The sequence below is a fragment of the Streptomyces sp. NPDC047315 genome (assembly GCF_040643215.1).
In the GTDB taxonomy this organism is placed as follows: Bacteria; Actinomycetota; Actinomycetes; order Streptomycetales; family Streptomycetaceae; genus Streptomyces.
The window spans coordinates 345,531-367,429 of the sequence record NZ_JBEYTZ010000002.1 but is presented as its reverse complement, the minus strand read 5'-3'; the positions used below and the strand labels follow the sequence as shown (position 1 = coordinate 367,429).

The following is a 21,899-nucleotide window of genomic DNA, read 5'->3' as shown; positions in this document are numbered from 1 at the left end:
GTTGATAGGCCAGATCTGGAAGCCGGGTAACCGGTGGAGGTGACTGGTACTAATAGGCCGAGGGCTTGTCCATATTTGCTCGCGTCCACTGTGTTGGTTCTGAAACCACGAACAATCAAACCCGTGTCTATGTCCGGGGTTGTTGGTTTCGTAGTGTTTCGGTGGTTATAGCGTGAGGGAAACGCCCGGTTACATTCCGAACCCGGAAGCTAAGCCTCACAGCGCCGATGGTACTGCAGGGGGGACCCTGTGGGAGAGTAGGACGCCGCCGAACAAATTTTATGCCGTGGTCTCCTGGGGATTTATCCCCGGGGGGCCACGGCTTTTTTGCGTTCCCGGGCTGCTTAGGCTGGCCGTATGACCTATGACCTGGTGATCTTCGACAACGACGGTGTGCTCGTCGACAGCGAACCCCTCGCCAACGCCGTCCTCGCGGCGTACCTGACGGAACTGGGGCACCCGACCTCGTACGAGGACTCGCTGCGCGACTACATGGGCGCCGCCGTGCACCGCGTGCACGACCTCGTGCTGGAGCGGACCGGGCAGCGGCTGCCCGCGGACTTCGACGAGACGCTGCACGCCCGCACCTTCGCCGCGTTCGAGAACGAGCTCCGGCCCGTCGACGGGGTCACCGAGGTCCTGGAGGAGCTGGTGGCCAGCGAGGTGCCGTACTGCCTCGCGTCGTCCGGCAGCCACGAACGCATCCGGTTCGGGCACCGTACGACCGGGTTGGACGCCTGGTTCCCCGAGCCGATCGTCTTCAGCGCGCAGGACGTCGGCCGCGGAAAGCCCGCACCGGACCTGTTCCTGCACGCCGCCGAACAGATGGGCGTCGAGCCAGGGCGGTGCGTCGTGGTCGAGGACAGCGTCCTCGGCGTACGGGCGGCACTGGCGGCCGGGATGGACGTGTACGGGTTCACGGCGATGACCCCGGCCGCGAAACTCGAAGGGGCCAAGGGGCACTTCGCCACGATGGCGCAGCTGCCGGCGCTCGTCCTCGCAGGCTGAGCCGATACGGTGGCGGGCATGAGTGGCCGCGGAATGCTGATGTGGGACGAGGCGGTAACGAAGTACGACTTCGGGGACGGCCATCCGATGGACCCCGTACGGCTCGCGCTGACCATGGGGTTGGTGCGGGCCTACGGGCTGGACCGCGCGATGGACGTCGTCGCCGCGCAGCCCGCCGGCGACTCCACCCTCGGGCTCGTGCACCGCGCGGACTACGTGGCGGCGGTGAAGGCGGCCTCCGTCGACCCCCGCGGCGCCGACCAGTCGTACGGGCTCGGGACGACGGACGACCCCGCCTTCGCCGGGATGCACGAGGCGTCGGCGCTGATCGCCGGGCAGTCCGTGGGCGCCGCCGAGGCGGTGTGGCGCGGGGACGCGGCGCACGCCGTGAACTTCGCCGGCGGGCTGCACCACGCGATGGCGGGCTCCGCGGCCGGCTTCTGCATCTACAACGACGCTTCGCTGGCGATCGCCCGACTGCTGGAGCTGGGCGCCGAGCGGGTGGCGTACGTCGACGTCGACGTGCACCACGGCGACGGCGTCCAGGCCGCGTTCTGGGGCGATCCGCGGGTGCTGACGATCTCGCTGCACGAACACCCCCGGTTCCTGTTCCCCGGCACCGGATGGCCCGAGGAGACGGGCGCCGCCGGCACCGCCGAGGGCAGCGCGGTCAACGTCGCGCTGCCGGGCGGAACGGGCGACGAGGGTTGGCTGCGGGCCTTCCACGCGGTCGTGCCGGAGCTGCTGGCCGACTTCCGGCCCCAGGTGCTGGTGACCCAGCACGGCGCCGACACGCACTTCGAGGACCCGCTGGCGCACCTCGCGGTCTCGCTCGACGCCCAGCGGCTGGTGCAGGAGGCGTGCCACGAGCTCGCGCACGAGCACGTCGACGGCGGACGGTGGATCGCGCTCGGCGGCGGCGGATACGCGGTCGTCGACGTCGTACCGCGGTCGTGGACGCACCTCGTGGGCATCGCGGCCCACGCCCCGGTGGACCCGACGTCGATGGTGCCGCAGGAGTGGCGGGACCAGGTGTACGCGCTGACGCGGCAGCCGGGGCCGCTGCGCATGACGGACGGGCGGACGCCCGGGTGGCGCGAGTGGAGCGCGGGGTACGACCCGGCGGACCGGCTGGACCAGGCGGTGCTGGCGACGCGACGGGCCGCGTACCCCCTGCGGGGCCTGCTGGCGTAGCCGTCGGTCGAGCCTGGCGCGTTCGACCGATCGTGGGCAGGGCGGGCGAAACCGGGACCCGGCGGCCCGGAGTGCGGGAGCATCGCCGGATGGTGGGTCCCGGATGGTGAGCCGCACGGAACTGCGGGCGCGGTTGGTCGCGGACGGGCTGGCGGGCGCCGTGGCCACGACGCGGGAGCAGAGCCTGCGGCGGTACCGGCAGTTCGCCGCCCGCGACCCGCGGGTCACCCTCGGACTGCTGCCGCTGCGGCGGTGGAACGAACGGGACGTGCTCGCGCTGATGGCGGACAGGTGCGGTGTTCCGGCCGATTTTTGCCGAGTCAGCGGGCCGGATCTCATCGACCCCGAGCGGACCCTGGACGCGTTGGACGCCTTCGCCGAGCGGCTGGCGGCGGTGGCCGCGCGGCGCGGTGCCGTACTCCTGGGAACCGGACATCCGGGACGGCTGCTGGGGTTCTACGCCGGCCTCGCAGACGCCTTGTCGGCGGCAGGCTGTCTCGTCCTCACCCCCGCGCAGGGCAGATGTGTCGACATAACGACCCGGTTCGGCGTACGCACGTACAACCTTGCCTACGTAAGGGGAGTCGCGCTGGTGCGGGAAGGAGGCGCGCGGGGAACGGTGGGTGTGACCGGCGCACACACCCACTCCCCGCTGCCCGTACGGGCGGCCCTGGAGGGTCTGGCGCAGGGTGGTGGACCCCTGCCCGACCTGGTCGTCGGGGACCACGGGTGGGTCTGCGGGGCAGGTCAGCTGGGTCTTGACACGATCGGGCTGGCCGACGTGGACGACCCCGCGGTGTTCGTGGGGGAGGCCGAGGGGCGGGTGTCGGTGGCGGTCCCGCTGGAGGACGCGGCGCCGGAGGAGTCGTACCGGCCGCTCATGCGCTATGTACTCAATCGGGCCTGTCTGTCACAGTAGGCGGCCGTTGGCTGCTCCTCTTCCCCACTCGTATCACGCGCCCCTAGTCTGGGGAGTGAGCGCACAGCGACGAAGAGTCACCGGAGGGGAAGCCGGTGGGCGTCATGTGCGGAAGGTACAGGTGGGTCATGGCTGCTGGCAGCGAGAGGCCTCTCAACGAGGTCAAGTTCCTTACCGTGGCGGAAGTCGCCTCGGTGATGCGGGTGTCGAAGATGACTGTGTACCGCTTGGTGCACAGCGGGCATCTGCCGGCGATCCGGGTGGGGAGGTCCTTCCGGGTACCGGAGCAAGCGGTGCACGACTACCTCCGCGAGTCCTTCGTGGGGGTGGAATCCGCTTGACGTTCGTTTGCGGGTGCGCGGTGCGGAGCGTGCCGGCGCCCTCGGATTACGGGCTCGGAGCTCGGGCGGGTAGGCTAGGCCGACGTAGGTCGTGTGGGCCCAGACGCCCCGCACCGAGTGAAGAGAAGTGAGCGAGGGTAGTCGTGGGCTCTGTTATCAAGAAGCGGCGCAAGCGGATGGCCAAGAAGAAGCACCGCAAGCTGCTCAAGCGCACCCGCGTTCAGCGTCGTAACAAGAAGTAAGTGAAGTAAGGCTTCTACGACGGCTGCACGTGTCGTACGTGTTGCGCGTGTTGCCGCGGCCCTCTCACCGTTCGGTGGGAGGGCCGCGGTGCGTTCGGGGCCGGTGAGGTGTCCGGGGCGGCAGATGCGGCAGCGGGCGGCAAGGGCGCGGGGAGGCACAGGCACGGTAAAAGTGCGCCGCGTGGACGTCACAGTGCAACAGTGAGCCGCTACGGTGACGTTTGAGGCCGGGACCAGGCCCGTACACAGCAGTTTTGAGGGAAGGCGCTGATCTTGGGGAAGGTCGTGCTCGTCACCGGGGTCGCCCGACAGCTCGGGGGCCGTCTCGTGCGGCGCGTCCAGCGCGATCCCGAGGTGGAGCGGGTCATCGGCGTCGACGCGGTCGTGCCCGAGCACCACCTCGGCGGCGCCCAGTTCGTCCGGGCCGACGTCAGGCAGCCCGCGATAGGGCGCGTGCTGGCCGAGCACGCCGTCGACACGGTCGTCCACCTGGACGTCACCGGGACGCCGCTGGGCGCCGGCGGACGCACGTCCGTCAAGGAGACCAACGTCATCGGCACGATGCAGCTCCTCGGCGCCTGCCAGAAGTCGCCGACGGTCAAGCGGCTGGTGGTGAAGTCCAGCACGAGCGTGTACGGCTCGGCTCCCCGCGACCCCGCCGTCTTCCGGGAGACCACCCCGCCCAAGTCGCTGCCGAGCGGCGGCTTCGCCAAAGACGCCGTCGAGGTCGAGGGGTACGTCCGCGGCTTCGCGCGGCGCCGGCCGGACGTGGCCGTGTGCGTGCTGCGGTTCGCGAACATCCTCGGACCGTGCGCGGACTCCCCGCTCGCCGAGTTCTTCTCGCTGCCGGTGCTGCCGACCGTCTTCGGCTACGACCCCAGGCTCCAGTTCGTCCACGAGGACGACGTGGTCGACGTGTTGCGGATCGCGCTGCACGAGCCGCGCCGGGCCACGCTCAACAGCGGCACGTTCAACGTCGCCGGCGACGGAGTGCTGCTGATGTCGCAGTGCGCGCGGCGACTGGGCCGGCCCACGCTGCCGGTGCCGCTGCCCGCGGTCACCTGGGTGGGGTCGGCGCTGCGCACGGTGGGCGTCACGGACTTCTCGCCGGAGCAGATCCGGCTGCTGACGCACGGACGGGTGGTCAGCACCACCGAGATGCGCCGGACCCTGGGCTTCACGCCCGCGTACACGACCGCGGAGACCTTCGCCGACTTCGCCCGCAGCCGGGGCGAGGGCCTGGTGCCGCCGCAGGCGCTCGCGCGGGCCGTGGACCGGGTCGGGGAGGCGCTGGGGGCGTCCCCGACGGCCCCGGGGGGCCGCGCCCCCGACGTACCGACACAGAGCGACGCCGGATGATGGACACCGGATCCGGATGAGGAGCGCACCGACGATGGCGGACGCCAAGGTCATTCCCTTCGACGACGACCGTGCCCGCGGCAACGTGCAGCGACCGGCCGGACAGCGGTCGGGGCGCCGACGCACCACGGCCGGGGCCGGGGGCGGTCGACGCGGCCGGGCCGAGCCCGCCGCGGTGCGCGCGGCCGGCGAAGCGGACGGGCGGGAGGCGGTCGTGCCCGGGCAGGCTTCGGGCGTGGAGCCGCCCGCCGGGGCGGCTCCCGCACCGCGACCCGCGCAGCGCCCGGACGCGGGCGGCGGCTGGGAACAGCGGCTCGCCAGCGGCCTCGCGTTCCTGCGCCGCCGGGTCACCGGGGAGTACGAGGTCGACGAGTTCGGCTACGACGAGGAGCTGACCGACCAGGTCCTGATGACGCTGCTGCGCCCGATGTACGAGAAGTACTTCCGGGTCGAGGTGAAGGGCGTCGAGAACATCCCCGCCGATGGCGGTGCGCTGGTGGTGGCCAACCACTCCGGCACGCTGCCGCTCGACGGGCTGATGATGCAGGTCGCCGTGCACGACAACCACCCGGCGCAGCGACACCTGCGGCTGCTCGCGGCGGACCTGGTGTTCGTGCTGCCGGTGGTGAACGAGTTGGCGCGCAAGGCGGGGCACACGCTGGCGTGCGCGGAGGACGCGGAGCGGCTGTTGCGGCGGGGCGAGGTCGTCGGGGTGATGCCCGAGGGCTTCAAGGGCATCGGGAAGCCCTTCGGCGACCGCTACAAGCTGCAGCGCTTCGGGCGGGGCGGCTTCGTGTCGACGGCGCTGCGGGCCGGGGCGCCGATCGTGCCGTGCTCGATCGTGGGCGCGGAGGAGATCTACCCGATGATCGGCAACGCGAAGACGCTGGCGCGGGTGTTGGGCCTGCCGTACTTCCCGATGACGCCGACGTTCCCCTGGCTGGGTCCGCTGGGCGCGGTGCCGCTGCCGACGAAGTGGACGATCCAGTTCGGGGAGCCGATCCCGACGGACGGGTATCCGGCCGAGGCGGCGGAGGACCCGATGCTGATGTTCAACCTGACGGACCAGGTGCGGGAGCAGATCCAGCACACCCTGTACAAGCTGCTGGTGCAGCGGAGGTCGGTGTTCTTCTGAAGACCTCGTGACCTCATGACTTCAGGCGGCCATGAGAAGAGGGGTGCGGTGCTGACCGGAGTCAGCGCCGCACCCCTCTGCCTCTGCCGTGCCCGTACCGCTAGCGGTCTTCCTCGGCGCTCAGGCCCAGGCCCGGGAGGAGCCCCGGGAGCAGGGGCGGGAGTGTGATGTCCGGCTTGGGCGCGTCCGCGTCCTTGCCGGGGGTGGGCGTCGTGCCCCCCGAGGGCGGGGAGAGCAGGTCCCCCGCGCCGCCGAGCAGGCCCTGCTCCTCCGGAGTGCGGGAACCGGGCTCCGACGGGCGGGGCTTGCTGTCGCCGCCGCTGCCCGGTGTGGCACCGGGCGCTGACGGGGTGGTGCGGCCGTCGGCCGCGGGGGTGTCCGCGGTGTCCTGCGACGAGGCGTCGGGACGCTCGGATCCGCGGCCCTGCTCCGGGGGAGCGGGCAGCAGGGCCTGGAGCGGCTTGACTTCCTGCTCTATGGCGTCGAAGACGTCGGTCACGTCGTTGCTGACGTCGGCGAGCTGGAGGGGGAGGCGGTCCCGCAGGCCGAGCCACGTCTCGCGGTGGGAGCTGGAGAACGAGTTCAGCTTCTGGAGGGGGCCGAGGGTGCCGTCCCGTTCGTACGCCGCCGACAGCAGGCGGTGCGCCTCGGTGGCGTCGTGCCGCATGCCGTTGAGCGCCCGGCGGATCTCGCCGAGGGACTCGTGGTCCAGGTCGCCGCCCCGGCCCCGCTCCATCAGCCGGCGGGCCTCGCTGAGCCGGGTGGACGCCTGGTCCAGGTAGAGCTCGCCGCGGTCGGAGTCGCCGTCGGCCATGCCGCGGCGGATGTCCTCCATGCCGCGCTTCAGCCCGTACAGCGAATCACCGGGGAGGGCGTCGGAACTGGCAGCGGCCACTCCGCCGAAGGCTCCCGCGGCGACACCGACGGTCAAGCCGCCCGCCGCGAGGCCCTTGGACCAGCGGGAACGGGGCCGCAGCTTCCGGAACGGGGATGCCCGATGGGCGCCGCGGCCGGACTTCCGCTGCTCGGGCACCGTAGGGCCCGCGGACTTCTCGCCCGCGGAAGCGCCCGCCGTGCCCTCCTTGAACATGGCTTCCATGGCGGCCACGAGCTGTGCCCGCTGCACCACCTTGACCTCTGGGTCCAGCTCCGGCTTCGGCAGTTCGCCGAGGCCGGTCGCCAGGGTCAACAGCCGCCCGTGCTCGGCCGGTCCGGCCGGACCGGCCGACTCGGCCGAGCCGTCTTCCGGCTGCTTGGCCGCCTGGTCTTCCAGGGCCTGGGCGAAGGCGTTCGCCCGCCGGTGGGCCGATACGTTCGCGATCACTGGCGGCACCTCCTCTCGTCATGACGGTCGACTCCCCAAGGGGTCTGGAAGGTTGCACGATCTACGCGCATCCACTCGATGGAGTGAGCGGCTGCGGGCAGGGCGTGACCACAGGGAGCCTGCATCCCGCACAACGAGCGGCGCGGCACTTGGGTTACGCGCGAAGGATGATCGGACCAGTGCGTCATCGAGGCGTCACCGAAGGTGAGTTGGGGTCGGGGGACGAGTGGGGGGTCGTGGTGCGGTGGCGGCGGTGCCGCCGGGGGCGGTGGTACGGCGGACGGCGCGGCGGCTCAGCGGGCGTCCTCGGGCAGGAGCCTGGCGAGGGTGCGTACGGCACGGTACTGGAGGGTCTTGATCGCACCCTCGTTCTTGCCCATCACCCGCGCCGTTTCGGCCACGGAGAGCCCCTGCAGGAAGCGCAGGGTGACGCACTCCTGCTGCTGGGGGTTGAGCTTGCGGACGGCTTCGAGCAGCGCGGCGTTGGACAGGGACTCCAGGACGGAGTCCTCCGGGCTGCGCTCGACCTCGTTGGCGTCGAGCATCTCGCCGGTGGTGACCTCCAGCCGGAACCGGCTGGACTTGAAGTGGTCGGCGACCAGGTTGCGTGCGATCGTCACCAGCCAGGCGCCGAAGTCGCGGCCCTGCCAGGTGAAGGTGGAGATGCGGCGCAGTGCGCGCAGGAACGTCTCACTGGTGAGGTCCTCGGCGGTCGCCTTGCCGCCGACGCGGTAGTAGATGTAGCGGTACACGGTGTCGCTGTACTGGTCGTAGAGGCGTCCGAACGCCTCGGCCTCGCCCGCTTGGGCGCGTTCGACCAGTTCCATCATGCGGGCGCTGTCGCTGTCCGCGCTGGGGCGGCGGACGCCCGACGGGGCGGTCGAAGCGCCGCCGGCGCTACGGCTGTTCCGTCTGGCGACCGCACGGCCCCCACCGGGCCGCTTCCCCTCGACGACGGCGCTGCGCGCCGGCCCCTCCTTGTAGGCGTCGGCCAGGGCGTAGCAGGGGGCGGCGGGGCCGCCGGTGGCAAGGCGGGGCATGCTGAGGGCGGGGACGGCGTACGCGGTGGGGACGAAGCCGCGCAAGTGGTCGAAGACCGTTGCGCGGAGCGTAGCCAGGCCCGAGGCGTCAACCCCGACGTGTGGGTACACGGGACTCCCAGAGGCAGAGCTTCCATCACGTGCAGTGCGGGACCGTTCACCCAACGTGGTGGCGGGTGGGTCTCGTATGCGTCTGAGGAGAATAACGCTTCGTACAGGCAGTGCTACACCCAGTTGCTCAAATCATCGTTTCCGTCGCTTCTGTTACCCCTGTACGACGGATCGGGTAGCCGAATATGAGCGTTTGGTGATCGGAAACGTTCGTATTGGGACGTCTGGCGAGCCATGGGGTGTGTCGGGTTCGCAGTTGTGTTCGTTTGCGCGACAGGCGCGACGGGCGCAGTCGGGGCGTGACCGGGTGCGCCCCGTGGTGAGGGAGCGGCGGGCGGGGGCGGGCGTGCGCCGTCAGCGACGGCGGTGCGAGGTCAGCGGCGGCGGCGGTGCAGGGCGACGGCGGCGGCCGTGCCGCCCGCGAGCGCGCCGACGCCGGCGGCGGCCGGGATGCCGACCTTGGCCGCCTTGCGGCCGGTGCGGTAGTCGCGCAGGCGCCAGTCGCGTTCGCGCGCGTGCTTGCGCAGCTTGGTGTCCGGATTGATCGCGTACGGATGTCCCACGAGCGACAGCATCGGGATGTCGTTGTGCGAATCGCTGTACGCCGCGCAGCGCGCGAGGTCCAGGCCCTCGGCGGCGGCGAGGGCGCGCACCGCCTCCGCCTTCGCGGGGCCGTGCAGGGGTTCGCCGACGAGCTTGCCGGTGTAGACGCCGTCGACGGACTCGGCGACCGTGCCGAGCGCGCCGGTCAGGCCGAGGCGGCGGGCGATGATCGTCGCGGTCTCGACGGGGGCGGCGGTGACGAGCCAGACCTTCTGGCCAGCGTCCAGGTGGGCCTGGGCGAGGGCGCGGGTGCCGGGCCAGATGCGGTCGGCCATGTACTCGTCGTAGATCTCCTCGCCGATGCTCATCAGCTCGGAGACGCGGTGGCCCTGCACGATGGAGAGGGCGGACTCGCGGACGTCCTGCATGTGCTCCGGGTCCTCGACGCCGGCGAGCCGGAACCACGTCTGCTGCCAGGCGAACCGGAACAACTCGCTGCGCTGGAAGAACTTCCGCTTGTACAGGCCGCGGCCGAAGTGGAAGAGGGCGGCGCCCTGCATGACGGTGTTGTCGAGGTCGAAGAAGGCGGCGGCGTGGGCGTCGCCGGGGACGGGGAACTCCGGCGCGTCTGCTTGTGCGGGCGCCGCGTCCTCTTGTGCTGGTGTTTGGGCTTCTGCTTCCGCTTCGGCTTCTGCTTGCGCGGCCTCGTTGCGGGCCGCTTCTGCCGCGGCCTCGCCGGCGAGCACGCTGCGCGCGGTCGCGGAGCGCCTTCGGGGGGTGAGCCATCCCAGTGCGGCCATACCGCGAGCATAGCCAGTCTGTTCGGGAGTTCCCGACCTGCGGGGATGCGGCTGGGTGAACAGTGGGGTTCGCCCGTGCGGCACGGACAATAGGAGGCATGAGTCCTTTGTTGCGACGCAGGAAGAAGAAGGCCGAGGAGCGGGTGGTGACGCTGATCGGGAAGCCCGGGTGCCATCTGTGCGACGACGCGCGTGCGGTGGTCCAGGAGGTGTGCGGCGCGACCGGGGCGGCCTGGGAGGAGAAGGACATCACGCAGGACGAGGAGCTGCACCGGGAGTACTGGGAGCAGATTCCGGTGGTGTTGGTGGACGGGGAGCAGCACACGTTCTGGCGCGTGGACGCGGAGCGCTTGCGGCGGGCTCTGGCGGAGTGACGGTGAGGTCGCTCACGGCGCCGTCTCCCTGCGGGTGCGGTGCTCTCTGCTGACCGTGGGTGGCTTGTCGCGCAGTTCCCCGCGCCCCTGTTTCGCTGCCCCCGTCATTCGCCTGCGGGCTGAGGGCGGAGGCATTTAGGGGCGCGGGGAACTGCGCGACAAGCCCACCACCGGGCTGCAGGTGCCATCGGTACGGACTCATCACGGCGTGACCGCGCACGCTGCGGAGCCGTACCTGCGCCCGGAGGGCGTGCGGGGTACCCCGGCGCACTGCGCCCCGCGGGCGCGAGGGGCCCGGTGGCGTGGTGGCGCACGGCACTATCGCTGGGGCGGATCGCGAGGCAGAGTGGAAGCGTCTCGGGGGTGACGCGTGAGGAGTGTGTGCGGCTTTGCGCCCTTCCGGCCCGCAACGGAGCTACGCGGCGTCTGGTTCCAGGTCTGCGCGATCCATGCGCGTGACCCCGATCACTTTGCTCGGACAAATCGGACACAATCTTTGTGCACGCGTTCACAAAGACATAGCCTGCTGTCGACGGGGCGGTCCTGGGACACACGGCCGCCTAGAGCTTCGCTCATCCCGCAGGAGCACCGTGGCAACTGGCCGAAATCACCGACCGGCGACCCGTAGCCGAGGAATCCCCGAGGCCACCGTCGCCCGGCTTCCGCTGTACCTGCGGGCGCTGACCGCTCTGTCCGAGCGGTCCGTGCCCACGGTGTCCTCCGAGGAACTGGCCTCGGCGGCGGGGGTCAACTCCGCCAAGCTCCGCAAGGACTTCTCGTACCTGGGCTCCTACGGCACCCGCGGCGTCGGGTACGACGTGGAGTACCTCGTCTACCAGATCTCCCGCGAGCTGGGGCTGACCCAGGACTGGCCCGTGGTCATCGTCGGCATCGGCAACCTCGGCGCGGCGCTCGCCAACTACGGCGGGTTCGCCTCCCGCGGCTTCCGGGTCGCGGCGCTCATCGACGCGGACCCGGCGATGGCCGGCAAGCCCGTCGCGGGGATTCCGGTCCAGCACACCGACGAGCTGGAGAAGATCATCAGCGACAACGGTGTGTCGATCGGTGTCATCGCGACGCCCGCGGGGGCCGCACAGCAGGTGTGCGACCGGCTCGTCGCCGCCGGCGTCACCTCCATCTTGAACTTCGCCCCCACCGTGCTCTCCGTGCCGGACGGCGTCGACGTGCGCAAGGTCGACCTGTCGATCGAGTTGCAGATCCTCGCCTTCCACGAGCAGCGGAAGTCCGGCGAGGGCGCCGATGCGCCGGCGCTCGATGCCGCGGCACGGGCCGCGGAGGTCGCGCAGGTCGCCGAGGCCGTGCAGGGCGCCGAGGCCGCCGACCGGAAGGGACCTGACGGGGACATGCCCGCCGTGATGCCGGCATGAGTCTCCTCGTCGTCGGACTGAGCCACCGCAGCGCGCCCGTCAGCGTGCTGGAGCGGGCGTCGCTCTCCGCGGACGCCCAGGTCAAGCTGGTCCAGGACACCGTGGCGACCGAGCCCGCCGCCGAGGCGACGGTACTCGCCACCTGCAACCGGATCGAGCTGTACGCGGACGTGGAGAAGTTCCACGCCGGCGTCGCCGAGCTGTCGCAGCTGCTGGCGCACCACAGCGAGGTGGGCCTCGACGAGCTCACCCCGTACCTCTACGTGCACTACGAGGACCGGGCCGTCCACCATCTCTTCTCGGTGGCGTGCGGGCTGGACTCCATGGTCGTCGGCGAGGGGCAGGTCCTCGGCCAGATCAAGGACGCCCTCGCCCGCGGCCAGGAGCAGCACACCGCCGGACGGCTGATCAACGACCTGTTCCAGCAGGCCCTGCGGGTCGGCAAGCGCGCCCACAGCGAGACCGGGATCGACCGCGCCGGCCAGTCCCTCGTCAGCTTCGGCCTGGAGCAGCTCGCGGACGGGACGCCCGTCACCGACTGGGCCGCCGACAAGAGCGTGCTCGTGATCGGCGCCGGCTCGATGTCCTCGCTCGCGGCGACGACCCTCGCCCGGCTCGGCGTACGCGAACTGGCCATCGCCAACCGCACGCTGGACCGCGCCGAGCGGCTGGCCGCCGCGCTCGTGGAGGCCGGCGCCGAGCGGGTCCGAGCGGTGCCCATGACGGACGTCGCCGCCGAACTGACACGTGTGAGCGCGGTGGTGTCCTGTACCGGCGCGACCGGTCTCGTACTGACCGCCGACGCGATCACCGAGGCGCTCGCCGTGCCCGAGACGCCGGCCCCGGCCGCCGTCGGCACCCTGCGCGCGCCCGACGGCAGCCTGGTCGCCCGGCTCGCCGAGACCGCCACCCGCGACGGCCGCGTACGGGACCGGGGCACCCGGCTCGCCGAGCCGCCCGCAGCCACCGACGGCGGCTGCCCGGTCGGGCTCGACGAGGCCCACAGCGCCGCCGACCTCACCCAGCACGGCGTCTGGGTGGACAACGCGACCGGTACTGCGACCGGCAACGCGACCGGCGCCGCGGCTGCCGGAACGTCCCAGCGGCCCGCCGGGCGCCCCGCGGCCGGCGCCGACGGACCCGTCCGCCTCGCCCTGCTCGACCTCGCCATGCCCCGCGACATCGACCACGCCGTCCACCGGATCCCCGGCGTACGGCTGGTGGACATCGAATCCCTCGCCGAAGCCTCCGCCGACGCGCCCATGGCCGCCGACGTCGACCAGGTGCGCGGCATCGTCTCCGACGAGGTCGCGGCCTTCGGCGCCGCCCAGCGCGCCGCGCACATCACGCCCACCGTCGTCGCCCTGCGCACGATGGCCGCGGACGTGGTCGCCGGCGAGATGGCCCGGCTGGAAGGCCGGCTCAGCGGGCTCGACGACAAGCAGCGCGGGGAGATCAAACAGACCGTGCACCGGGTGGTCGACAAGCTCCTGCACGCTCCCACGGTGCGGGTGAAGCAGCTGGCGAGCGAGCCCGGCGGCGCCGGGTACGCCGACGCCCTGCGGACGCTGTTCGACCTCGACCCGGAGACGGTGGCATCGGTCAGCCGGGCCGACACGAACGACACGAACGACACGAATGACGCGGTCGCCGAGAGCGCCGAGACTGTGAAGAACCGAGGACGACGATGACCGAGAGGGCACTGAGGCTCGGGACCAGGAAGAGCAAGCTCGCCATGGCCCAGTCGGGGCTGGTGGCGCAGGAGGTGCGCCGGATCACCGGCCGACCCGTCGAGCTGGTGGAGATCACCACGTACGGCGACACCTCCCGTGAGCACCTGGCGCAGATCGGCGGCACGGGCGTCTTCGTGGCCGCGCTGCGCGAGGCGCTGGCCGCGGGGGACGTGGACTTCGCCGTTCACTCGCTGAAGGACCTCCCCACCACCCAGCCCGAGGAGCTGGTCATCGCCGCGGTGCCGCCGCGCGAGGACCCGCGCGACGTGCTGGTCGCCCGGGACGGGCTCACCTTCGAGCAGCTGCCCGCCGGCGCACGGGTGGGCACCGGCTCGCCGCGCAGGATGGCGCAGCTGAACGCGTACGCGCGGGAGCGCAACACCCGCGTGGAGACCGTGCCGATCCGGGGCAACGTCGACACCCGCATCGGATACGTGCACAGCGGGGAGCTGGACGCGGTGGTACTCGCCGCGGCCGGATTGAACCGCATCGGCAGGAGTTCCGAGGTGACCGACTTCCTCTCGGTCGACTCCGTCCTGCCCGCCCCCGGCCAGGGGGCCCTGGCGATCGAGTGCACCGCGCAGAACGTGGAGCTCGCCGCCCGACTCGCCGAGCTCGACGACCCGGAGACCCGGGCCGCCGTGACCGCCGAGCGTTCCCTGCTCGCCGCCCTGGAGGCCGGCTGCAGCGCACCCGTTGGTGCGCTCGCCGACCTGTTGGGCGACGGACAGGCTGTCACTGAAATGCGCCTGCGGGGCGTCGTCGGCACCACCGACGGCTCCGAGCTGGTGCAGCTGTCCACCACCGGTCCCGTACCCATGTCGCACGGCGACGCCGTCGCGCTCGGTCGCGAACTCGCGTCCGAGATGCTCGCCAAGGGTGCGGCCGGTCTTATGGGGGAGCGAGCGTCTTGAGCCCCACCACCAACCCGACCTCGGCGTACGACTCGGCCAACTCGGCCAACGGGCACGTCACTTTCCTCGGAGCCGGACCCGGTGACCCCGGGCTGCTGACCCTGCGCGCCGTCGACGCGCTCGCGGGTGCCGATGTGGTGATCGCCGAGCCGGATGTGCTCGACGTCGTTCGCGGCCATGCGCGGGCAGGCGTCAGCACGCCTGAGCTGACGGTCGTTGACGATGCATCAACAGCCGCCGGAATCCCCGTACTCAGGGACGCGGTCAATCTTGTCATGGAGGCCGCGCGCAGCGGAAAGCGGGTCGTCCGTGCGGTCAGCGGCGATCCGGGGCTGGACGCCGACGCCGGGCGGGAGATGCTGGCCTGCGCCGCGGAGGGTGTTCCCTTCGAGGTCGTGCCGGGCATCGCCGCCGCGGTGGGGGTGCCGGCGTACGCGGGCGTTCCGCTGCGGGACGCGCAGGGTGCGGACGTGCGCTTCGTCGACGCCCGCACCGCGAGCGAGCGCTGCTGGTCCGAGGTCGGTACGAGCGACTGCACCGTGGTCGTCTCCACCACGCTGGACGCGGTCGCCGCGGCGGCGGGCGAGCTGGTGGCCGCGGGCCGCAAGCCGGACACCCCGCTGACCGTGACGGTCGCCGGGACGACGACCCGGCAGCGCACCTGGAGCGCCACGCTCGGCACCATCGCGCAGACCTTCAAGCAGGGCAAGGTGCTGCCGTCGCCCGAGGGTCACCGGCCGGTGATAGCCGTGGTCGGCGAGCGCAGCGCGGCGGCGCAGCGGGACCAGCTCGCGTGGTTCGAGTCCAAGCCGCTCTTCGGGTGGAAGGTGCTGGTGCCGCGCACCAAGGAGCAGGCCGCCTCCCTCTCCGACCAGCTCCGTTCGTACGGCGCGGTGCCGCACGAGGTGCCGACGATCGCGGTCGAGCCGCCGCGGACCCCGCAGCAGATGGAGCGCGCGGTCAAGGGGCTCGTGACCGGGCGGTACGAGTGGATCGCCTTCACCTCGGTGAACGCGGTCAAGGCGGTGCGCGAGAAGTTCGAGGAGTACGGGCTGGACGCGCGCGCCTTCGCCGGGATCAAGGTCGCGGCGGTGGGCGAGCAGACCGCGAAGGCGCTGGTGGACTTCGGCGTCAAGCCCGACCTGGTGCCGAGCGGGGAGCAGTCGGCCGCGGGCCTGCTGGAGGACTGGCCCCCGTACGACCCCGTCTTCGACCCGATCGACCGGGTCTTCCTGCCGCGGGCCGACATCGCCACGGAGACGCTGGTCGCCGGGCTCATCGAGCTGGGCTGGGAGGTGGACGACGTCACGGCGTACCGGACCGTGCGGGCGTCGCCGCCGCCGGCGGAGACGCGCGAGGCGATCAAGGGCGGCGGGTTCGACGCGGTGCTCTTCACCTCGTCGTCCACGGTGCGGAACCTGGTCGGGATCGCGGGCAAGCCGCACAACGTGACGGTGATCGCGTGCATCGGGCCGGCGACGGCGAAGACGGCGGAGGAGCACGGGCTGCGGGTGGACGTGCTGTCGCCCGAGCCGTCGGTGCACCGGCTGGCGGAGGCGCTGGCGGAGTTCGGTGCGGGGCGGCGGGACGCGGCGGTTGAGGCGGGCGAGCACGTGACCCGCCCGAGCGAGCGCCGCCCGGGCGGCCGGCGCCGCCGCTCCACCTGACGGTGGGCGTGGGGGCTCGCGGGGGTGGTTGCCCCCGCGGGCCCCTTTGACGTGTGCGCCGTTGCGCCTGGGGGTGCGTTGGTCTCCACCGGGCCGGTGGGTGGTTCTCGCGCAGTTCCCCGCGCCCCTGTTTCGCTGCCCCCGTCATTCGTCTGCGGGCTGGGGGAGGGAGTTTTAGGGGCGCTGGGGTCCCCCCGTGCCCGCAGGGCACGGGGGGCGGAACCGCGCGAGCAACCACAGACGGGCCACAGACGGGCCGCGACGCCATCACTGCACAGGCGTCACGGCGCTATCGCGCCGTTCGGCGGCCCTGACGGGGCTACGGGTTCACGGGGACCCGGGGGCCCGGGCCCGTGAAGAGGACCTTTTCGTAGCCCTTCGCTTCGGCGATCGCGTTGATGGCGTTGGCGACCTCCAGCGGGGTGACCCGCGGGGTCGTGGGCTCCATGGGGACGTCGACGATCGTGAAGGTGAAGCTGAGCGAGCCCGGGGTGCTGGGGTTCGTGTGCATGGTGTTGCCGCGGAACTCGTACTCGTGAGACATGGTTGATTCTCCTCTGGAGAGCGTCGTGGCGTGGGGCGGGGTCCCCGGGGGACTACGGGTTCAGGACGGCCTCGACCTGCGGGCCGCTGAAGACCGCCCTGCGGTAGCCCGCCGCCTGGATCACCGCGCTGATCGCGTTGGCGATGTCGACCGGGTTGACCTCCGGCGGCACGGGGTACAGCGGCGTGTGGGCGATGGAGAAGCTGATCTGTACGTATCCGCGCTCGCCGACGCTGTCGAAGTCGGCGGTGCTGCGGAAGGTGGTTCCGTCGGTGAAAACGGCCATGTTCGCCTCCATGACGTGATGTGGAGTGGAAGACAAGTAGCCGCTCCCGACGCGGAACTGACCTGGTGTCAGTGGGGTCGGGGCCCTCCCACGATGGAAGCACGCGGGGGCGGGGGCCTCAACCAAAACGGGTTGCTGGTGGGGCGGGCGGGGTGTGAGGGTCGGGCGATGACAACAGCTTCGACTTCCACGCAGTCGCCTTCCGAACGCGGCCGGCTCCTCGTTTCGCAGCTCGATCTCATCTGGTCCCTGTTCGAGCACTACCTCGTCGACCTCGACGACGACGCCCTCTTCTGGGAGCCGGCGCCCGGCGCGTGGAACGTGCGGCAGGACGCGCAGGGGAAGTGGGTCTCTGACTGGCAGGTGCCCGAGCCCGATCCCGCGCCCACCACGTCCATCGCCTGGATCGCCTGGCACATCGGCTTCTGGTGGACGGCGACCCACCGGCACTGCTTCGCGTCCGTCGAGGTCGAGCGGCAGGAGATCGTCTGGCCCGGGCGTGCCGAGGAGGTCGTCGCGTGGCTGCGGGGGCTGCGGGACGAGTGGCGGGCCGAGCTGGTGCAGCTCACCGACGAGGAGCTGGACTCGCCGGATCAGGTCTACGGTCTGACCTGGGCCGAGGGGCTGAAGCTGGTCGACGTGGCGGCGTGGGTGAACTTCGAGCTGGCGAAGAACGTGTCCGAGATCGGGGTGACCGCACGCCTGCGCCGGGCCGTGGGATAGCACCGTGGCGCGGGGCGTAGCGTGGGGGACATGACTAGCTACGGTTCCTTCCCCGGGTCCCGGCCGAGGCGGCTGCGGACCACCCCCGCCCTGCGCCGCATGGTCGCCGAGACCCGGCTGCACCCGGCCGATCTGATCCTCCCGGCGTTCGTCCGCGAGGGGATCGACGAGCCGATGCCGATCAAGGCGATGCCGGGCGTCGTGCAGCACACCCGGGACACCCTGCGGAAGGCGGCCGTGGAGGCGCGGCAGGCCGGGGTCGGCGGGATCATGCTCTTCGGGGTGCCGGAGGACGGGAAGAAGGACGCGGTCGGGACCGCGGGGACCGACCCGGATGGCATCCTCCAGGTGGCGATCCGGGACGTGCGGGCCGAGGTCGGGGACGACCTGGTCATCATGTCCGACCTGTGCCTGGACGAGTACACGGACCACGGGCACTGCGGCGTGCTGGACGCCGAGGGGCGGGTCGACAACGACGCGACGCTGGAGCGGTACGCCGAGATGGCGCAGGTCCAGGCGGACGCGGGCGTCCACGTCCTGGGGGCGAGCGGGATGATGGACGGCCAGGTCGGCGTGGCCAGGGAAGCGCTGGACACCATCGGCAAGGAGGACGTGTCGATCCTCGCGTACGCCGTGAAGTACTCCTCGGCCTTCTACGGGCCCTTCCGGGAGGCCGTCGGCTCCTCGCTGCGCGGCGACCGCAAGACGTACCAGCAGGATCCGGCGAACGTCCGGGAGTCGATGCGCGAGCTGGCGCTCGACCTGGAGGAGGGCGCCGACATGGTGATGGTGAAGCCGGCCGGGCCGTACCTGGACGTGCTGGCGAGGGTCGCCGACGTGGCGGACGTGCCGGTGGCCGCGTACCAGATCAGCGGGGAGTACTCGATGGTCGAGGCCGCTGCGGAGAAGGGCTGGATCGACCGGGACGCGGCGATCCTGGAGACGCTGACCGGCATCCGGCGCGCCGGGGCGAAGATGATCCTCACGTACTGGGCGACGGAGGCCGCGCGCAAGCTCTGACCCCGCCCGCCCCGGGCAGGCCCCGGTCTAAACCATGTGCGCACCCGTCTGCGTACGCTGTACTCTCGACGTGTACTGCGTACGGTGTACGGCCATGGCGTGGAGGGGCGAGACATGAAGATCCTGGTGACCGGGGCGACCGGCAGCGTGGGGCGGCACGTCACGCGAGCACTGGTGGAACGGGGCGTGGAGGTACGGGTGTTGACCCGGAACCCGGCCGCGGCCGACTTCCCCGAAGCCGTCGAGGTGGTGGCGGGGGACCTGGCGCGGCCCGAGACCCTGCGGCCGGCGCTGGAGGGCGTGGAGCGGTTGTACCTCTTCCCGCACCCGGACACGGCCGGCGAGGTCGTGGCCCTGGCGAAGGACGCGGGGGTGCGGCGCGTCGTCGTGCTGTCCTCCGCCGCCGTGACGGACGGCTCCGACACCACCCACCACACCCCCGTGGAGCGGGCGGTGGAGGAGTCGGGCCTGGAGTGGACGCACGTGCGCCCGGGCGAGTTCATGGGCAACAAGGTCTCGCTGTGGGGGGCGTCGATCCGGGCGGAGCGGCTGGTGCGGGAGCCCTTCCCGGACGGCGCGTGGGCGCCGGTGCACGAGCGCGACATCGCGGACGTGGCGGTCGCCGCGCTGCTGGAGGACGGCCACGCGGGCGCGGCGTACACGCTGCACGGCCCCGAGACGAGCAGCCGCCGCGAACAGGTGGCGGCCATCGCGGCGGCGCTCGGCGAGGAGGTCGCACTGGTGGAGATCAGCCGGGAGGAGGCGCGGGAGCGCTACATCACGGAGGTCGGCTTCCCGCCCGAGGTGGCGGACTTCATGCTCGGCTACACCGACTACGACGGCAATCCGGCCGACCCCGACGCGGAGGAAGACTTCGACGTCACCTCGTACGGCGAGCTGACCAGCCTGCGGGACGCGATCGGGAAGCCCGGGCGGACCTTCGCCGAGTGGGCGCGGGACCACGTGGCCGACTTCCGCTGACTGCTGACCGGCGCCCCGCCGGGGCGGTATCGCACACGGCCGCGGGCCGGGGAGATCGTCCCCGGCCCGCGGTGTTCGTGGTGGTCGCGGCGGTTGCCCGCCGCTGACTCAGCTGTACAGCTGGCTCAGCAGTACAGGTTGCTACCGGTCGGCACCCCGAGGAGCCCGGTGAACTGGGTGTACTTGTTCACCCGGCTCTGCACCTGCGCCGGGTTGCCGCCGTTGCACTCCAGCGTGCCGTTGATGGAGCGGATCGTCTCGCCGAAGCCGCGCTGGTTCACCATCGCGGAGTGGCCCGTCATGGTGCCCGGTCCGCTCTGGGTGTTCCAGTACCACAGGGCCGTCTTCCAGGCCACGGCCGCGTTGTTCTGGACCTGCCAGGGGTTGTTCAGCAGGTCGATGCCCAGGGCGTCGCCCGCGGCCTTGTAGTTGAAGTTCCAGCTGAGCTGGATCGGCCCGCGACCGTAGTAGGCCGCCTGGCCGGCCGGGCAGCCGTAGGGCTGCGTCCGGTCGCAGTAGTGCGGGTAGTTGGCCTGGTTCTGCTCCACGATGTGGACGAGGCCGCCGGTCTCGTGGCTGACGTTCGCGAGGAACGCCGCGGCCTCCTGCTTCTTCACCGTGTCGCTGCCGGTGTTCGCGAAGCCCGGGTAGGCGCTGAGCGCGGCCTTCAGACCGGAGTACGTGTAGAACGAGTTCCGGTTCGGGAACATCTGGTTGAACTGGGCCTCGCTCACGACGAAGGCACCCGGGTTCGGGTTGCCGCCGCCGTTGCAGTTGTACGGGTCCCAGTACCAGGTGCTCACGGTGGGGTCGTAGCCCGGGTTGGCGTGCTCGGCGATGTAGTACTTCCCGTCCCGGTACTTGACAACGTTGCCGGCGGAATACGACACGCCCTGCTGCCAGTTGGGGGCGTTGGTGCACTTCTCGTCCGCCGCTGCCGCGGGGGACGCGGTCGGCACGAGGCTCGCCGCTGCGAGTCCGGTGGCCGCGGTGAGGGCGACGATCAGTGCCTTGACGCGCTCGCGCGTGCGCAGTGTGAGCACGAGTCCTCCTTCGTGCGTCAACGGCCGTTCCCGGAGTGGAGCGTGGGGGCTCGTGGGGGGTGTCCGGGGCTGCCGTGGTGGGGGGTGGTGCTCACACTGAACCGTCTTTGGTGAGTCCGCGTCAAGGTATAGACCAATCGATCACCGTGATTGTCCGACGGGGTCTCGGTTGTGTGCTTCGTCCGGCAACTCCCCTATTTAAAGGGCATGTTGGCGCACCTTCGTAGAGGCGAAGGCGGGGCCGCGCGACGCGGCCCCGCCCTGCGTACGAGGGGTCAGCAGTACAGGTTGCTGCCGGTCGGGACGCCGAGGAGCCCGGTGAAGCGGGTGTAGGTGTCGACGCGACTCTGGACCTGCGCCGGGTTGCCGCCGTTGCACTCGACCGAGCCGTTGATGGAGCGGATCGTCTCGCCGAAGCCGCGCTGGTCCACCATCGCGTCGTGCGGGGTCATGGTGCCGGGACCGCTCTGGGTGTTCCAGTACCAGAGCGCCGACTTCCACGACACGGTGGCGTCGTTCTGCACCCGCCACGGGTCGTTCAGCAGGTCGATGCCGAGGGCGTCGCCGGCGGCCTTGTAGTTGTAGTTCCAGCTGAGCTGGAGCGGGCCGCGGCCGTAGTACGCGGCCTGGCCGGCGGGGCAGCCGTAGGGCTTGCTCGGGTCGCAGTAGTGCGGGTAGTTGGCCTGGTTCTGCTCGACGATGTGGACGAGGCCGCCGGTCTCGTGGCTGACGTTCGCGAGGAAGGCCGCGGCCTCCTGCTTCTTCACCGTGTCGGTGCCGGTGTTCGCGAAGCCCGGGTAGGCGCCGAGGGCGTTCGTCAGGCCGGAGTACGTGTAGAACGAGTTCCGGTTCGGGAACATCTGGTTGAACTGGGCCTCGGTGACGACGAACGCCGCGAAGGCCCGGGCGTCGCCGTGGCCGACGGCGACCGCCGGGGCCGCGGCGGGGGCGAGACCGGCCGCGGCGAGTCCGGTGGCTGCGGTGAGGGCGACGACGAACGTCTTGATGCGGCGGCGAGTGCGCTGGGAAAGCACGATTCCTCCTCCATGCGTCAACGGCGTGCCCCGGGGCGGAGCGCGGACGCTCGCGAGGGCCCCGGGCCGGGCCGCGGTGGGGGGTTGCGCGCCCACTGAACCGTCCGGCTGACCGACCGTCAATGACTGGACCAATGCGAACTCCTGCACCCCGTCAGCATCGGTATGTGCAACAG

The 21,899-nt window shown here is 71.5% G+C and carries 22 protein-coding genes and 1 rRNA gene; 16 read left to right on the top strand and 7 right to left on the bottom strand.

The window, feature by feature from the left end; all coding sequences use genetic code 11:
- Positions 1 to 157: 157 nt before the first annotated feature.
- From rrf to ABZ842_RS03615, 8 genes are all read left to right on the top strand, one after another.
- Positions 158 to 274: ribosomal RNA gene (gene rrf / locus ABZ842_RS03650) — 5S ribosomal RNA — on the top strand.
- Between the two features lie 83 nt (positions 275 to 357).
- Positions 358 to 1,008: an HAD family hydrolase gene (locus ABZ842_RS03645; RefSeq protein WP_361530942.1), complete on the top strand. Its 651-nt coding sequence runs from the start codon at positions 358 to 360 to the stop codon at positions 1,006 to 1,008.
- Between the two features lie 18 nt (positions 1,009 to 1,026).
- Positions 1,027 to 2,202, top strand: a complete 1,176-nt coding sequence (locus ABZ842_RS03640; RefSeq protein ID WP_361530939.1) for an acetoin utilization protein AcuC — start codon at positions 1,027 to 1,029, stop codon at positions 2,200 to 2,202.
- A 103-nt stretch (positions 2,203 to 2,305) separates the two neighbouring features.
- Positions 2,306 to 3,121, top strand: a complete 816-nt coding sequence (locus ABZ842_RS03635) for a phosphatase (RefSeq protein ID WP_361530936.1) — start codon at positions 2,306 to 2,308, stop codon at positions 3,119 to 3,121.
- A 128-nt stretch (positions 3,122 to 3,249) separates the two neighbouring features.
- Complete coding sequence (locus ABZ842_RS03630; protein WP_003958488.1) at positions 3,250 to 3,462, top strand: helix-turn-helix domain-containing protein; 213 nt, start codon at positions 3,250 to 3,252, stop codon at positions 3,460 to 3,462.
- 143 nt (positions 3,463 to 3,605) lie between these two features.
- A complete protein-coding gene (locus ABZ842_RS03625) occupies positions 3,606 to 3,704 on the top strand; it encodes an AURKAIP1/COX24 domain-containing protein (RefSeq protein ID WP_003948845.1) in 99 nt (32 codons plus the stop codon).
- A 273-nt stretch (positions 3,705 to 3,977) separates the two neighbouring features.
- The gene (locus ABZ842_RS03620; RefSeq protein ID WP_361530932.1) at positions 3,978 to 5,063 is read left to right on the top strand and encodes an NAD-dependent epimerase/dehydratase family protein; all 1,086 of its coding nucleotides are present in this window, start codon (positions 3,978 to 3,980) and stop codon (positions 5,061 to 5,063) included.
- Between the two features lie 34 nt (positions 5,064 to 5,097).
- Positions 5,098 to 6,198 carry a lysophospholipid acyltransferase family protein gene (locus ABZ842_RS03615; protein WP_361530929.1) on the top strand — a complete coding sequence of 367 codons (1,101 nt, stop codon included), beginning with the start codon at positions 5,098 to 5,100 and terminating at the stop codon, positions 6,196 to 6,198.
- A 100-nt stretch (positions 6,199 to 6,298) separates the two neighbouring features.
- On the opposite strand, the gene ABZ842_RS03610 is transcribed toward ABZ842_RS03615, so the two are convergent.
- From ABZ842_RS03610 to ABZ842_RS03600, 3 genes are all read right to left on the bottom strand, one after another.
- Positions 6,299 to 7,522 carry a DUF5667 domain-containing protein gene (locus ABZ842_RS03610; RefSeq protein ID WP_361530926.1) on the bottom strand — a complete coding sequence of 408 codons (1,224 nt, stop codon included), beginning with the start codon at positions 7,520 to 7,522 and terminating at the stop codon, positions 6,299 to 6,301.
- Between the two features lie 293 nt (positions 7,523 to 7,815).
- Positions 7,816 to 8,673, bottom strand: a complete 858-nt coding sequence (locus tag ABZ842_RS03605) for an ECF subfamily RNA polymerase sigma factor, BldN family (RefSeq protein ID WP_361530923.1) — start codon at positions 8,671 to 8,673, stop codon at positions 7,816 to 7,818.
- 374 nt (positions 8,674 to 9,047) lie between these two features.
- Positions 9,048 to 10,016: an HAD-IB family hydrolase gene (locus ABZ842_RS03600; protein WP_361530920.1), complete on the bottom strand. Its 969-nt coding sequence runs from the start codon at positions 10,014 to 10,016 to the stop codon at positions 9,048 to 9,050.
- 98 nt (positions 10,017 to 10,114) lie between these two features.
- On the opposite strand from ABZ842_RS03600, the gene ABZ842_RS03595 reads away from it, so the two are divergent.
- The 5 genes from ABZ842_RS03595 to ABZ842_RS03575 all read left to right on the top strand — a co-directional run bounded on the left by ABZ842_RS03595 (position 10,115) and on the right by ABZ842_RS03575 (position 16,092).
- The gene (locus tag ABZ842_RS03595; RefSeq protein ID WP_361530917.1) at positions 10,115 to 10,390 is read left to right on the top strand and encodes a glutaredoxin family protein; all 276 of its coding nucleotides are present in this window, start codon (positions 10,115 to 10,117) and stop codon (positions 10,388 to 10,390) included.
- Between the two features lie 590 nt (positions 10,391 to 10,980).
- A complete protein-coding gene (locus tag ABZ842_RS03590; protein WP_361530914.1) occupies positions 10,981 to 11,778 on the top strand; it encodes a redox-sensing transcriptional repressor Rex in 798 nt (265 codons plus the stop codon).
- Positions 11,775 to 13,469 carry a glutamyl-tRNA reductase gene (locus ABZ842_RS03585; protein WP_361530911.1) on the top strand — a complete coding sequence of 565 codons (1,695 nt, stop codon included), beginning with the start codon at positions 11,775 to 11,777 and terminating at the stop codon, positions 13,467 to 13,469. The genes ABZ842_RS03590 and ABZ842_RS03585 overlap by 4 nt, the downstream gene beginning before the upstream one ends.
- A complete protein-coding gene (gene hemC, locus ABZ842_RS03580; RefSeq protein ID WP_361530908.1) occupies positions 13,466 to 14,425 on the top strand; it encodes a hydroxymethylbilane synthase in 960 nt (319 codons plus the stop codon). Before ABZ842_RS03585 ends, hemC begins: the two co-directional genes overlap by 4 nt.
- Complete coding sequence (locus ABZ842_RS03575; protein ID WP_361530905.1) at positions 14,422 to 16,092, top strand: uroporphyrinogen-III synthase; 1,671 nt, start codon at positions 14,422 to 14,424, stop codon at positions 16,090 to 16,092. The genes hemC and ABZ842_RS03575 overlap by 4 nt, the downstream gene beginning before the upstream one ends.
- A gap of 319 nt (positions 16,093 to 16,411) precedes the next feature.
- On the opposite strand, the gene ABZ842_RS03570 is transcribed toward ABZ842_RS03575, so the two are convergent.
- Entirely contained in the window at positions 16,412 to 16,636 is a 225-nt protein-coding gene (locus tag ABZ842_RS03570; RefSeq protein ID WP_361530902.1) for a hypothetical protein, read from the bottom strand.
- Positions 16,637 to 16,688: 52 nt separating this feature from the next.
- Entirely contained in the window at positions 16,689 to 16,922 is a 234-nt protein-coding gene (locus tag ABZ842_RS03565; RefSeq protein ID WP_361530899.1) for a hypothetical protein, read from the bottom strand.
- Between the two features lie 168 nt (positions 16,923 to 17,090).
- Between ABZ842_RS03565 and ABZ842_RS03560 the strand changes: the two genes are divergently transcribed.
- From ABZ842_RS03560 to ABZ842_RS03550, 3 genes are all read left to right on the top strand, one after another.
- On the top strand, positions 17,091 to 17,645 hold the full coding sequence (locus ABZ842_RS03560) for a DinB family protein (RefSeq protein ID WP_361530896.1): 555 nt from the start codon (positions 17,091 to 17,093) through the stop codon (positions 17,643 to 17,645).
- Between the two features lie 30 nt (positions 17,646 to 17,675).
- Entirely contained in the window at positions 17,676 to 18,665 is a 990-nt protein-coding gene (hemB, locus tag ABZ842_RS03555; protein ID WP_361530893.1) for a porphobilinogen synthase, read from the top strand.
- Positions 18,666 to 18,779: 114 nt separating this feature from the next.
- A complete protein-coding gene (locus ABZ842_RS03550) occupies positions 18,780 to 19,646 on the top strand; it encodes an NAD(P)H-binding protein (RefSeq protein WP_361530890.1) in 867 nt (288 codons plus the stop codon).
- 125 nt (positions 19,647 to 19,771) lie between these two features.
- On the opposite strand, the gene ABZ842_RS03545 is transcribed toward ABZ842_RS03550, so the two are convergent.
- Both ABZ842_RS03545 and ABZ842_RS03540 read right to left on the bottom strand, forming a co-directional pair.
- Positions 19,772 to 20,689: a glycoside hydrolase family 19 protein gene (locus ABZ842_RS03545; RefSeq protein ID WP_361530887.1), complete on the bottom strand. Its 918-nt coding sequence runs from the start codon at positions 20,687 to 20,689 to the stop codon at positions 19,772 to 19,774.
- A gap of 275 nt (positions 20,690 to 20,964) precedes the next feature.
- A complete protein-coding gene (locus ABZ842_RS03540) occupies positions 20,965 to 21,696 on the bottom strand; it encodes a chitinase (protein ID WP_361530987.1) in 732 nt (243 codons plus the stop codon).
- Positions 21,697 to 21,899: the final 203 nt, after the last annotated feature.

Bases quoted from the DNA above. Each gene is read 5' to 3' on its own strand.
- hemC (WP_361530908.1), top strand. From the start codon at position 13,466: ATGACCGAGAGGGCACTGAGGCTCGGGACCAGGAAGAGCAAGCTCGCC.
- ABZ842_RS03635 (WP_361530936.1), top strand. From the start codon at position 2,306: ATGGTGAGCCGCACGGAACTGCGGGCGCGGTTGGTCGCGGACGGGCTG.
- ABZ842_RS03565 (WP_361530899.1), bottom strand. From the start codon at position 16,922: ATGGCCGTTTTCACCGACGGAACCACCTTCCGCAGCACCGCCGACTTC.
- hemB (WP_361530893.1), top strand. From the start codon at position 17,676: ATGACTAGCTACGGTTCCTTCCCCGGGTCCCGGCCGAGGCGGCTGCGG.
- ABZ842_RS03645 (WP_361530942.1), top strand. From the start codon at position 358: ATGACCTATGACCTGGTGATCTTCGACAACGACGGTGTGCTCGTCGAC.
- ABZ842_RS03630 (WP_003958488.1), top strand. From the start codon at position 3,250: ATGGCTGCTGGCAGCGAGAGGCCTCTCAACGAGGTCAAGTTCCTTACC.
- ABZ842_RS03600 (WP_361530920.1), bottom strand. From the start codon at position 10,016: ATGGCCGCACTGGGATGGCTCACCCCCCGAAGGCGCTCCGCGACCGCG.
- ABZ842_RS03570 (WP_361530902.1), bottom strand. From the start codon at position 16,636: ATGTCTCACGAGTACGAGTTCCGCGGCAACACCATGCACACGAACCCC.
- ABZ842_RS03615 (WP_361530929.1), top strand. From the start codon at position 5,098: ATGGCGGACGCCAAGGTCATTCCCTTCGACGACGACCGTGCCCGCGGC.
- ABZ842_RS03595 (WP_361530917.1), top strand. From the start codon at position 10,115: ATGAGTCCTTTGTTGCGACGCAGGAAGAAGAAGGCCGAGGAGCGGGTG.
- ABZ842_RS03550 (WP_361530890.1), top strand. From the start codon at position 18,780: ATGAAGATCCTGGTGACCGGGGCGACCGGCAGCGTGGGGCGGCACGTC.
- ABZ842_RS03585 (WP_361530911.1), top strand. From the start codon at position 11,775: ATGAGTCTCCTCGTCGTCGGACTGAGCCACCGCAGCGCGCCCGTCAGC.
- ABZ842_RS03560 (WP_361530896.1), top strand. From the start codon at position 17,091: ATGACAACAGCTTCGACTTCCACGCAGTCGCCTTCCGAACGCGGCCGG.
- ABZ842_RS03640 (WP_361530939.1), top strand. From the start codon at position 1,027: ATGAGTGGCCGCGGAATGCTGATGTGGGACGAGGCGGTAACGAAGTAC.